The following is an 11,226-nucleotide window of genomic DNA, read 5'->3' as shown; positions in this document are numbered from 1 at the left end:
GGCGGATCCGGCACGGTGCCGAGCGCCCAATGCTGCGTCGGCGTGAGGCTGATCGGGGGCTTGCGGCACTCGGCCAACTCCGCACGGTGCGGTGTCCGTCACCCGGTGCGGCGCTGACAGCTGAGTGCGGCGCTACGAGCCAGCACCGAGCGAGCAACCTCGCACGGCACGGCACGGCACGGCACGGCCCGGACCGACGCCCCGCGCACGAGCCGACGAGGGGCGGGACCGGCAGCGCCGGCCCCGCCCCTCGCGTGTGCGGTCAGTCCTGCAGGTGCGACGTCCGGCGACGGTTGCGCACCGCGCGGAACGTCAGGAGCCCTCCGCCGAGCAGCACGAGCACGCCCGCGGCGATGAGCCCCGGCGTCAGGTCGGCACCCGTGTACGCGAGGGCACCCGTGGCCGGACCGGATCCCGTCGCGGCGACCGGCGCGGTCGTCGGCACGGGACTCGTGGTGGGCACCGGGGAGGCGGTCGGCGTCGCGGCGGCTGCCACGACGAGGTCGTCGACGGTCACCACGTCGGCGTCGTCGAGACCGGACGTGAACCCGATCGTCACGTCGCTCCCGGTGACCGACACGGTGTAGTCGGTCGACGGGGCGAGTCCGTCGAGCGTGTAGCGGCCTCCGGCGTCGGTCGTGGCCGTCACGGGCGCGCCCGAGTCTGCCTCGTCCGGCGTCGCCGTCACGGTGCGCCCGGCCACGGGAGCACCGTTCGTGTCCACGACCCGACCGCTCGCGCTGGTGGTGACCGGTACCGGCGCCGCGGGCGTGGTGAAGGCGAAGTCGCGGGTCTGGTCCGCGCCCCCGCCGACCAGCGTCACCGCGGTGCTCGTCGCTGCGCCCGTCGCGTCGGGCGTCGGCAGTGCCGAGCGGACCGTGTAGGTGCCACCGACCGTCGTGAACGAGTAGGAGCCGTCGGCTCCGGTGACCGTCGTGTCGACGACCGTGCCCGACGCGTCGAGCAGGTCGATGGTCACGTTCGCCTGCGGTGCGCCGTCGAGACGCACCACCCCACCGACGCTCGCGACGGCTGTGGTCACGATCGGCTCGGCTCGCGTGGGTGCCGCGGGAGTGGCTGCACCCGTCGTGACCGTGACCGGGTCGGCACCGTCGACCGCGACGGTGACCGCCGTGTTCGGCGTCAGGCCCGACGCGGTGTAGTAGCCGTCCTCGTTCGTGACCGTCTCGATCGGGTCGGTCGCGTTCGGGTCGGTGATGACCACGGGCACGTCGGCTGCGGGGTTGCCCGCGTCGTCCACGACCTGTCCGATCACCGCGGTGGTCCCGTCGGGGGACGTGAACGTGAAGTCGCGCACCTGGTCCGCGCCGCCCGGGACGCCGTTCAACGAGACGTCCGTCGCCGTCGAAGCACCGTCGGCCCCGGGCGGCGCGGAGATCGACACCGAGTAGTCGTTGATGACGGGGAGCTCGGGGAACGCGTACTTCCCGTCGGCGTCGGTCGTCGTCGTGTACACGGTGCCGCGCGGCGCCGTCACGGTGACCGTCGCCCCGGGGACGGGCGTGCCGTCGAGCGTGGCCGTACCGGTGATCGCGGCGGTGCGGTTCGCGAACCAGGTCTGGTAGACGGGGAACCCGCTGCGGCGCTCGTAGGTGATCGTCAGGCTCGCCAGCGGGGTCGTCGGCGTGAACCAGGCGGTCGCGCCCGCGGTGTCCACCGACCCGGCGTTGCCGGTGAGCGTCAGCGTCGCCGGGTCCCAGGTCGGGACGTCTCGACCGGTCGACCCGTCCGGGTCCGCCGGGCACGACCAGCCACCGGGCGAGGTCGCCGAGCACGAGTTGTAGACGCTCTGGAACCCGAGGTCCTGAGCGGTCGCGGCGGCACCGGCCTGGGTGACGGCCGAGATGGTCGCACGGTCGGCGTCGACGTCGCCGAGCACGAAGGACCAGCTGCTCGCGGGCGTCGGCTCGGCGAAGGTGTACGTGGTGACCGACGGCTGGCCGGCCGCGTCGGCGAGCGGTCGCTGGTTGAGGTACGTGTTGCCACGACTCGACCCGGACGCCGCGCCCGGGCCGGTGTTCGGTCCCTGCCAGGTGGAGTTGCCGCTCACGACGGTCGACTGCCGCGAGTTCGACGTGAAGGTGGTCTCCGGGAAGCCAGGCATGCTGACGGTGCCGGTGTAGGCCTTGGTCTGGCCGGCGAGGGTGAAGGTCCCCCAGTGTCCGGCCGGTGCGGCGGAGGCTGACGACGCGCCGACGAGCGCGAGTCCCCCTCCGAGTGCGAGGGCGGTCAGTGCCGCCGTGACGGTGCGCAAGCGCCGCATCGTGTTCCCCTGCTCGTGCTGACCTGGTCCCTGAGCCAGACGTCGGTGTCTCGACGCCTCCTCAGGCTATCCAGGGAGCGCGAAGACCGTCCACACGATGCCGTGATCGGGACAGGTGACCGTCGACCGGTGTCCGGCGCGGGTCACCCCTCCGGCAGCCGGTCGAGCGCGGCGACCTGTCCCGCGACGAGCATCGTGCGCGCCTCGTCGACCGGCACCCACCGTGCGTCGTCGACCTCCGGCACCTCGACGTACCGGCCGGATCCCCGCGGCAGTTCGATCCGCGCCGTGTTCGACCGCACCCGGTCGACCGTGAACGCGGGGGCCGCGACCGCGAACACCCGCACACGCTTGCCGGACGCCTGGCGCACCTCCCCCAGGTCCGTGACGGGGCCGTCGGGCGCGGCGACCCCGATCTCCTCGGCGAACTCGCGGCGGGCGGTCTCGAGCGGGTCCTCGTCCCCCTCGACGAGCCCCTTCGGGATGGACCACGCGCGTGGTCGGTTCCGCCAGAACGGCCCGCCCATGTGCGGGATCCAGACCTGCACGCCGACGTCGTCCGTCCGGTACAGCAGGAGTCCCGCGCTCAGCACCACGAGCGCGACGCTACCCGGCGGCGGACGGTGTCGACGCCGGGCCGCGCGGTGCGGGCCGGTCCCCGGCTGCGCCGGTCGGTCCAGGAGGCGCGGGTCGGCCCGGTCGGCGTCCGCACCGTGCCGACGGGTCGGGTCCGCGACCGGGGAGCGGGAGTAGTTTGCAGGGTGAGGAGCGCCATGACGACGCCCCGGAGGGCCCCGGACGAGGAGGTCGATCGGGATGGACGAACGGTGGAGGACGGTCACACTGGCCGCCGATGCGGCAGCGCCGCACGAGGAGGCTCTGCACTGGGTCACCGACCGGGCCGGGACGGGCATCGACCGCATCCGGGTGATCGGGGTCGACCCGGCGATCGAGGGTCGCACGGGTCCGGACGGCAAGCGCGTCGCCGACGCGGTGGCGGACGCCGCCCGGGCCGCGATGCCCGATGCTCGGGTCGAGGTACGACGGCACGCCGGACCGTTCACCACGGCACTCGTCGAGGAGTCGGACGCCGGCGACGTCCTCGTCATCGGCACGTTCCGCGGCCGTCGCGGCTCCACCGCCGGTGGGGACCCGGCCCGTGTCGCGGCACGCGCAGCGGTCCCGACGGTCGTCGTGCCGGAGGGACCCCGTCCGATCGCCGGCGACGTCGTGCTCGCGGTCGAGGAACCGGTCGACGACCGCGCCCTCGCGATCGCCGTCGACGAGGCCCGTCGGCTCCGCCGGAGGGTGACGCTGCTCCGCGCGTGGGAGATGCCGGTGCTCACCCGGACGGGTCTCACGGACTTCGCCGAGGACCCGATGCGGTGGCGGACCCGGAACGCCGAGCTCCTGCAGCGGGTCACGACGGACCTGGTGGGCCGCTACCCCGACGTCCGCTTCCACCCGCTGCTCGTCGAGGGCCACCCGGGGCACGCGATCGCCGCGCACACGCATCGCGCCTCGGTCGTGGTGCTCGGGCTCGGGCACGTGACGGCGCTCTCGGGCTCAGTCCTGCACGACGTCCTGCGCGAGACGGTGTCGCCGGTCGTCGTCGTCCCGCCCGCGGCGCACGACGCTCCGGTCCCCGGAGCGGCGGATCAGCCGGCGAGGTCCCGGGCGGCCGCCGCGACGCGCTTGGTGAGGTAGGCGACGCCGCGGGTGTTCGGGTGCAGCGCGCCCGGCTCGAGGTCGATCCGCCGCAGGTCACCGGTCCCGTCGAGCGAGACCCCCGACACGTAGGGCTTCTTCGTCGCGCACGCCGAGTGCGCCTGGGTGCTCGAGAACACGTCGACGAACCGGACCCCTGCGGCCCGTGCGGCCGACGCCGACACGTCGTTCAGTGCCTCCTGCACGCCGTGCAGGTACCGCACGTCGGTGTTCGTGAACGGGTAGGTGTTCGAGGGGAAGGAGCCCGCCAGGGTCCCGAGGTCGAGCGCGGAACGGAAGCAGCCGCCCTTCGGCGTGTGGTCGGCGTCCGGGAAGATCGCCGGGTAGCCGAGGAACAGCACGGTCGCGTTCGGCGCGGCCTCCCGCACGGTGGCGAGGGTGTCGGCGATGCCGAGCGCCACGCGGGACTCGATCTTCGTCCGGAGCATGTCCTCGCCGTGCCGGACGAGCGTGCTGCGGCAGGAGGGCGCGTCGCGGCCGGAGAACACCGGGCCCTTCGGGGAGAGGGCGAGGCACGACGCCGCGGTGCCGAACAGGTCGGCGTCGTTGCCGCCGATCGTCAGCGTCACCAACCGGGTGCGCTCGGACAGCGACCGGATCTGCGGCGGGACCCCCTTGAACTGGAACCCGCTCGTGACGTCGTCGCTCGTGGCACCGCCGCAGGTGACGTCGGTGAGGTCGAGCCCGAACCGTGCGGCGATGCGGTGCGGGTAGTCCTGGGCGGACTGTCCGCAGGCGCCGGTCGGCAGGTGGGTGGGATCGGACAGCCCGTAGCCGGCCGAGTACGAGTCGCCGAGTGCGACGTACTCGCTGCCCGGCGGGATGTCGGAGAGCGTCTCGACCGGGTCGCCGGTCACCGGGTACGGCTGCGGGACCGGCCACATCGGCGCGGCGGACACCGCACCACCGCCGGCGACCGACCCCGCGAGCACGACGGAGGCCGCCACCACGGCGAGCAGCGTCGAGCGGACGGAGCGGAGCAGGTTCGGCCTCCAGGGACGGGTCGGACGAACCAGGCTAACGCGCCGACCCGTCGCGGGCGGTCAGCGACGGCCCAGGCGTCGCTCTCCCCCGCTGCCCGTGCGGTACTCGAGGCCGTAGTGCTGGTAGACCTCCGGCTCGAGCGACGCGTCGAGCTCGCCGTCGGTCGCGATCGTCGGCGCGTCCTTCACGAGCTTCTTCGGGTACGCGACCCGCAGGTGCTTCGGCGCGACCAGCGCACCGGTCAGCGGCACGAACAGGAGCTTCTGGAAGCCGACCATCCCCGTGGTGACCGCTCCGAAGGCGGGCTCGGACGTCGCGGTGTCGTAGTAGATGCTCTCGAGCGTGCCGACCTTGTCGTCCGCCTCGTCGACGACCGGCAGACCGATCCAGTCCCGGATGTTCGCGGCTTCGAACACGTGTGCCTCCTCCTGAGCACCCGGCGTGTCCGGGTCGCTCACCCGCCACGCTACTGAGCGGCCGTCCCGTCGGTCACAGCGGGTCGTCGACCGACCGCGAGCGTGTCGACCGCGGCGAGCACGTCGTCGGGACCGATCGCGAGGAGCGCCGGGTCCGGGTCGTCGGCGAAGACGTCGCCGCGGCGCACCGCGGCGTCGGTGAGGACGACGTGCGGGCCCGTTGCGGGCGGCCCCCACGCCTCGGGCGGCGCCGGTCCGAACACGACCACCGACGGGATCCCGTAGGCGGACGCGAGGTGCGCCGCCCCGGTGTCCACCGTGACGACGAGCGCGGCGGCGGCGATGACGCCCGCGAAGTCCTGCAGCGGCAGCACACCGGCCAGCACCGCCCCCGGCGCCAGCCCGGCCGCCTGCGCGACGGCGGCCGCACGCTCGACGTCGTCCGCGCCTCCCGTCAGGACCACGTCGAGGCCGCGCGCTCGCAGTCCGCTCACCACGGCGGCGAAGCGGTCCGTCGGCCAGTGCCGTGCGCCGTGGAAGGCGCCGACGTGCACGACCGCGGCCCCCTCGGCGACCGGGGGTGTCGCCGGACGCGCGATGCCGACGTCGTCGGGATCGGCGGCGATGCCGTGCCAGGCGAGCAGGCGGGTCCACCGGTCGCGCTCGTGCACGCCGTCGGGCCACCCAGGCCCGTCGAAGCCGTTCGTGGGGTCGGCGTGGCCGATCACCCGACGGGCACCGAGGGCCGCGACCAGGTCGGAGGACTCCGGCCCGGCGCCGTGCAGGTTCACCGCCACGTCGATCGCCCCGGCGGGCGCACCGATCGGGTGGTCCAGACCGTGCTGGGCGAGGTGCACGTCGACGTCCGGCAGGAGTTCGACGACGGGCGCGAGCCACGCCGTGGTGGCGAGCGAGATCCGGTGGTCCGGGAAGGCGCGGCGCAGCGCGTGCAGTGCGGGCACCGCGACGAGCAGGTCGCCGAGCTTGATGGCGCGGAGCACGAGGAGCTCGGGGCGCCCGTCGGACGGGGGCAGGGTGGGGACGGCGGTCACGCGGGCGACGGTAGCCGTGGACACCGGTCCGTTCGTCCGGGATCGCGTTCGCCGGCTGTTCCTGAGCCGACCCCCTGCTGCGCGCCGGTAGGTCGGGGGCATGGCTCTCGCTCCGGACCGCACCGTGCGCGGTCTCCTCTTCGACCGCGACGACACGCTCGTCGTCGACGTCCCCTACAACGCCGATCCGAGACTGGTGGTGCCCGTCCCCGGCGCGCGGCGGGCGATCGGTCGTGCCCGGGCGGCCGGTCTCGCGCTCGGGGTGGTGACGAACCAGTCGGTGATCGCGAGGGGGACGGCGACGCGCGAGCAGGTCGACGCCACGAACGCCCGGGTCGACGAACTCGTCGGAGCCTTCGACGTGTGGTGCGTCTGCCCGCACGACGCCGACGACGACTGCGCGTGCCGGAAGCCCCGCCCCGGGATGGTCCTCGACGCGGCCGACCGGCTCGGCCTCGACCCGTCGGAGCTCGTGGTCGTCGGGGACATCGGCGCCGACGTCGGGGCGGCGCTGGCCGCGTGCGCCCAGTCCGTGCTCGTCCCGACGCCGCGCACCCGGCAGGAGGAGGTCGACGCCGCACCGACGGTCGCGGCGACGATCGAGGACGCGGTCGCCCTCGTGCTCGAGCACCTGCGGACGGTCCGCTCGTGAGGGCCGGCCCCCGGGTCCTCGTCGTCCGGCTCGACTCGTTCGGGGACGTGCTCGTCGCGGGCCCCGCTGTCCGGGCCGTCGCCGCCGGGGCGTCCCACGTGACGATGCTGTGCGGGCCGCAGGGTGCCCCCGCGGCGGACCTGCTGCCCGGTGTCGACCGGGTCCGGGTCTGGGCGGCCCCGTGGGTGACCGAGACCGCCAGACCGGTGGACGACGCCGTGCTCGCCGAGTTCCGGGCGCTCGTCGCCGATGAGGGCCCGGACGAGGCGGTGGTGCTCACGTCGTTCCACCAGTCACCGCTCCCCGTGGCGCTCCTGCTCCGCCTCGCCGGCGTCGGCCGGGTCTCCGGCGCCAGCGTCGACCACCCCGGCTCCCTGCTCGACGTGCGGCTCCGCCCCGGCGAGGACCTCCCCGAGGACGTCCCGGAGGCCGAACGGGCGCTGCGCATCGTCGCAGCGGCCGGGTTCCGTCCACCCGAGGGGGACGCCGGGAGGCTCGGCGTGCGTCTCGACGTCGACCCGCCTGCCGAGGTGGCCGCCCTGGACCGCTACGTCGTCGTGCACCCCGGCGCCAGCGTCCCGGCGCGCGCGTGGCCGGAGGAGCGGCACCGCGACCTGGTCGCCGCGTACGCGGCCCGCGGGATGCCCGTCGTCGTCACGGGGTCGCCGGGCGAACGTGCGCTGACGGCCCGGGTCGCCGGGGACTCCGCGATCGACCTCGGTGGTCGTACGACGCCGGCCGAGCTCGCGGCGGTGCTCGCCGGCGCCGAGGTCGTCGTCGTGGGCAACACCGGGCCGGCGCACCTCGCGGCCGCGGTCGGGGCACCGATCGTGAGCCTGTTCTCGCCGGTCGTCCCCGCCGTCAAGTGGGCGCCGGACGCGCCGCTCGTCGAACTGCTCGGCGACCAGCAGGCTCCGTGCCGCCTCAGCCGCGCCCGCGAGTGCCCGGTACCGGGCCACCCGTGCCTGTCCTCCGTGCGCACCGAGGACGTCCTCGAAGCGCACGAACGGCTCCTCGACCGCGCTTCGTGGATGGACCGGAGAAGTCTGCGGAGCGCGCCAGAGGGTGCTGCGTAGCTTCCGCACTGCTCCCACTTCTCCTCGACCGGAAGGCCCGCATGCGGATCCTCGTGTGGCACGTGCACGGCGGCTGGATGGACGCCTTCGTCCGCGGCCCGCACGAGTACCTCATCCCGACGAACGCCGAGCGCGACGCGTGGGGCCTCGGCCGTGGCGGCCGGGACTGGCCCGACTCGGCGGTCGAGATCGACCCGGCCGACGTCGCCGCCGCCGAGGTCGACGTCGTCGTCGTGCAGCGGGTGGAGGAACGCGAACTCGCTCGACGACTGCTCGGTGGTCGGGAGGTGCCCGTGGTCGTCGTCGAGCACAACGCACCGCGGATCGACGTGCCGAACAGCCTGCATCCGTTCCGGGACTGCGACGACCTCACGATCGCGCACGTCACGCACTGGAACGCGCTCATGTGGGACTGCGGCACCACCCGGACGACCGTCATCGAGCACGGCGTCGTCGACCCCGGGCCGCTGTACACCGGTTCGCTCGACCGCTTCGGCGTCGTCATCAACGAGCCGGTCCGGCGGAACCGCGTGGTCGGGACGGACCTGCTCCCCCGCTTCGCCGCGGTGGCGCCGGTCGACGTGTGGGGCATGGGCACCGAACGGCTGCCGGAACTCGGGTTCGGCGACGGTGTGGTCGCGCTCGGCGACGTGCCGTCCGACCCGATGCACGCCGCGCTCGCGGAGCGTCGCGCCTACGTGCACCCGAACCGGTGGACGTCCCTCGGACTGTCCCTCATCGAGGCGATGCACATGGCGATGCCCGTCCTGGTGCTCGCGACGACCGACGCGAGTCGCACGGTCCCCGCCGAGGCGGGCGCGATCGCGACCGACGTCGAGGAGTTGGTCCGCGCCTCCAGGACCCTGCTCGAGGACCCCGACGAAGCACGTCGCCGCGGGGCCGTGGCACGGGAGGCCGTGCTGGCGCGGCACGCGCTCGGACGGTACCTGGCCGACTGGGACGCCCTGCTCGACGACGTGGTCACGCGCGGGGGGCGCACGAACCGAGCGGCGGGAGCCGCTCTCGAAGGGAGCCTGGGATGAAGATCGCCATGGTGTCCGAGCACGCGAGTCCGCTCGCGGTCCTCGGCGGGGTCGACGCTGGTGGCCAGAACGTCCACGTCGCGGAGCTGTCCGGTGCACTCGCGGACCGGGGCCACCGGGTCACCGTCTACACCCGGCGCGACGACGCTGGGCAGCCGGTCCGGGTGCTCCTCCGACCGGGCGTCGAGGTCGTGCACGTCGATGCCGGTCCGGCACGGCACGTCCCCAAGGACGAGCTGTTCCCGTACATGGGGACGTTCGCGTCCGTCCTCGCCGCCGAGTGGTTCGTCGACCGGCCGGACGTCGTGCACGGGCACTTCTGGATGTCCGGGCACGCTGCGCTCGAGGCCGTCGCCCAGGTGCAGGCCCGCACCGGGGGCGTCCGGATCCCCGTCGCGCAGACCTTCCACGCGCTCGGTGTCGTGAAGCGTCGGCACCAGGGTTCGGCGGACACCAGTCCGGCCGAGCGTGAGTGGATCGAACCCGCCGTCGGGCGGAGCGTCGACCAGGTCGTCGCGACCTGCTCGGACGAGGCCTTCGAGCTCAAGGCCCTCGGAGTGCCGCTCCAGCGCATCTCGGTCGTCCCGTGCGGCGTCGACACGACGCTGTTCCGACCGGACGGCCCCGTCGAGGAGCGGCAGCGTCCGTTCCGGGTGCTGTCCGCCTCCCGCCTCGTCCGGCGCAAGGGCGTCGGCACGACCATCGCCGCGCTCGCGGACCTCGTGCACGCCGGACGCGACGTCGAACTCGTCGTGGTCGGCGGTGCCGGTGTCGCCGGCGCCGACCTGCCGGACGACCCGGAGTACCAGCGGCTCGACGCGCTGGCGCGGGAGCTCGGCGTGCGGGACCACGTGACCTTCCGAGGCCAGCTCGGTCAGCACGACATGCCCGCCGTCTACCGCAGCGCCGACGTCGTCGTGTGCGCCCCGTGGTACGAGCCGTTCGGCATCGTGCCGCTCGAGGCGATGGCGTGCGGTCGACCGGTCGTGGCCTCGAGCGTCGGCGGACTCATCGACACCGTCGTGGAGGACGCCACGGGGCTGCACGTCCCGCCGCGCGACGAGCACGCGGTCGCCCGGGCGGTCGGTGCGCTGCTCGACGACGCGGACCGACGGGAGGCCTACGGGCGCGCCGGCCGGGAACGTGCAGAGGCCCGGTACACCTGGCAGAAGGTCGCGGGGGACAGCGAACGCGTCTACGAGCGCCTCCTCGCCGGGACGACAGGGGTCGCGGGGTCGGCGGGCGTCGCCGGGGCCACCGCCGCGGCACGCACCCGCACAACCGCACGCACGCGCAGCACCGACGCCGGCCGGATCGCCCGCGCCGTGCAGCCGACGGAGAGGACCGCACGATGACCATCGACCAGCAGACCGGACTGGGCGAGCACGCCACCACGGCGAGTGCCCGGGTGGTCCTCGACCACGTCGCCGCCTCCGTCCCCGTCATCGCGTCGCTCGTCGACCACGGGGACCACATCGCCGACTGGGCGGACGACATCGCTGCGCGGCTCGTCGCCGGCCGACGGTTGCTCGCGGCGGGCAACGGCGGGTCCGCAGCCGAGGCGCAGCACCTGACGTCGGAGCTGGTCGGACGGTTCGACGGGGACCGGCCCGCCTACTCCGCGATCGCGCTCCACGCCGAGTCGTCGGCCGTGACGGCCATCGGCAACGACTACGGCTACGACGAGGTGTTCGCCCGGCAGGTGTCGGCGCACGCCCGCGCCGGGGACGTGGTCGTGCTGCTCTCGACCAGCGGGAGGAGCCCGAACCTGCTCCGTGCGGCAGCCGCGGCACGGGCGGTCGGCGCGCGGGCGATCGCGATGACCGGCCCGCGTCCGAACCCCCTCGCCGAAGCGGTCGACGACGCGATCTGCATCGACGGGGCGTCCGCGAACGTGCAGGAGGCGCAGCTCGTGCTCGTGCACGCGCTCTGCCGCGCCATGGAGCCCGCGCTCCGCCGTGGCGGCCGCCGATGAGCGCCGACACCCGCCG

The 11,226-nt window shown here is 74.4% G+C and carries 11 protein-coding genes; 6 read left to right on the top strand and 5 right to left on the bottom strand.

Annotated elements, in window-relative coordinates; genetic code table 11:
- Positions 1-262: 262 nt before the first annotated feature.
- Positions 263-2,275: a carboxypeptidase regulatory-like domain-containing protein gene (locus ACIQUC_RS02510; protein ID WP_402262878.1), complete on the bottom strand. Its 2,013-nt coding sequence runs from the start codon at positions 2,273-2,275 to the stop codon at positions 263-265.
- Positions 2,276-2,427: 152 nt separating this feature from the next.
- Positions 2,428-2,880: an NUDIX domain-containing protein gene (locus tag ACIQUC_RS02505; RefSeq protein WP_402262875.1), complete on the bottom strand. Its 453-nt coding sequence runs from the start codon at positions 2,878-2,880 to the stop codon at positions 2,428-2,430.
- Between the two features lie 220 nt (positions 2,881-3,100).
- Here ACIQUC_RS02505 and ACIQUC_RS02500 point away from each other — a divergent pair, with 220 nt between their 5' ends.
- Positions 3,101-3,991, top strand: a complete 891-nt coding sequence (locus ACIQUC_RS02500; protein WP_402262872.1) for a universal stress protein — start codon at positions 3,101-3,103, stop codon at positions 3,989-3,991.
- On the opposite strand, the gene ACIQUC_RS02495 is transcribed toward ACIQUC_RS02500, so the two are convergent.
- The 3 genes from ACIQUC_RS02495 to ACIQUC_RS02485 all read right to left on the bottom strand — a co-directional run bounded on the left by ACIQUC_RS02495 (position 3,943) and on the right by ACIQUC_RS02485 (position 6,464).
- Entirely contained in the window at positions 3,943-4,962 is a 1,020-nt protein-coding gene (locus tag ACIQUC_RS02495; RefSeq protein ID WP_402262869.1) for an SGNH/GDSL hydrolase family protein, read from the bottom strand. The genes ACIQUC_RS02500 and ACIQUC_RS02495 overlap by 49 nt on opposite strands.
- A 93-nt stretch (positions 4,963-5,055) precedes the next feature.
- The gene (locus ACIQUC_RS02490; RefSeq protein WP_402262867.1) at positions 5,056-5,454 is read right to left on the bottom strand and encodes a PRC-barrel domain-containing protein; all 399 of its coding nucleotides are present in this window, start codon (positions 5,452-5,454) and stop codon (positions 5,056-5,058) included.
- 8 nt (positions 5,455-5,462) lie between these two features.
- Positions 5,463-6,464: a glycosyltransferase family 9 protein gene (locus ACIQUC_RS02485; protein ID WP_402262864.1), complete on the bottom strand. Its 1,002-nt coding sequence runs from the start codon at positions 6,462-6,464 to the stop codon at positions 5,463-5,465.
- A 100-nt stretch (positions 6,465-6,564) separates the two neighbouring features.
- On the opposite strand from ACIQUC_RS02485, the gene ACIQUC_RS02480 reads away from it, so the two are divergent.
- From ACIQUC_RS02480 to ACIQUC_RS02460, 5 genes are read left to right on the top strand one after another with little or no spacing between them, the layout of a single operon-like run.
- Positions 6,565-7,116: a D-glycero-alpha-D-manno-heptose-1,7-bisphosphate 7-phosphatase gene (locus ACIQUC_RS02480; protein WP_402262862.1), complete on the top strand. Its 552-nt coding sequence runs from the start codon at positions 6,565-6,567 to the stop codon at positions 7,114-7,116.
- Positions 7,113-8,192, top strand: a complete 1,080-nt coding sequence (locus ACIQUC_RS02475; RefSeq protein ID WP_402262859.1) for a glycosyltransferase family 9 protein — start codon at positions 7,113-7,115, stop codon at positions 8,190-8,192. Before ACIQUC_RS02480 ends, ACIQUC_RS02475 begins: the two co-directional genes overlap by 4 nt.
- 41 nt (positions 8,193-8,233) lie before the next feature.
- On the top strand, positions 8,234-9,235 hold the full coding sequence (locus tag ACIQUC_RS02470; RefSeq protein WP_402262856.1) for a glycosyltransferase: 1,002 nt from the start codon (positions 8,234-8,236) through the stop codon (positions 9,233-9,235).
- Positions 9,232-10,590, top strand: a complete 1,359-nt coding sequence (locus ACIQUC_RS02465) for a glycosyltransferase (protein ID WP_402262853.1) — start codon at positions 9,232-9,234, stop codon at positions 10,588-10,590. Before ACIQUC_RS02470 ends, ACIQUC_RS02465 begins: the two co-directional genes overlap by 4 nt.
- On the top strand, positions 10,587-11,210 hold the full coding sequence (locus ACIQUC_RS02460; RefSeq protein ID WP_402262850.1) for an SIS domain-containing protein: 624 nt from the start codon (positions 10,587-10,589) through the stop codon (positions 11,208-11,210). The genes ACIQUC_RS02465 and ACIQUC_RS02460 overlap by 4 nt, the downstream gene beginning before the upstream one ends.
- Positions 11,211-11,226: the final 16 nt, after the last annotated feature.

Source organism: Curtobacterium sp. NPDC098951 (genome assembly GCF_044759965.1).
Classification (GTDB): domain Bacteria; phylum Actinomycetota; class Actinomycetes; order Actinomycetales; family Microbacteriaceae; genus Curtobacterium.
Note: the sequence above shows the minus strand (reverse complement) of the source record. Positions and strands in the feature narration are given on the sequence as shown.

Coding starts and splice junctions, on each gene's coding strand:
- ACIQUC_RS02480 (WP_402262862.1), top strand. CDS start 6,565: ATGGCTCTCGCTCCGGACCGCACCGTGCGCGGTCTCCTCTTCGACCGC.
- ACIQUC_RS02500 (WP_402262872.1), top strand. CDS start 3,101: ATGGACGAACGGTGGAGGACGGTCACACTGGCCGCCGATGCGGCAGCG.
- ACIQUC_RS02465 (WP_402262853.1), top strand. CDS start 9,232: ATGAAGATCGCCATGGTGTCCGAGCACGCGAGTCCGCTCGCGGTCCTC.
- ACIQUC_RS02460 (WP_402262850.1), top strand. CDS start 10,587: ATGACCATCGACCAGCAGACCGGACTGGGCGAGCACGCCACCACGGCG.
- ACIQUC_RS02470 (WP_402262856.1), top strand. CDS start 8,234: ATGCGGATCCTCGTGTGGCACGTGCACGGCGGCTGGATGGACGCCTTC.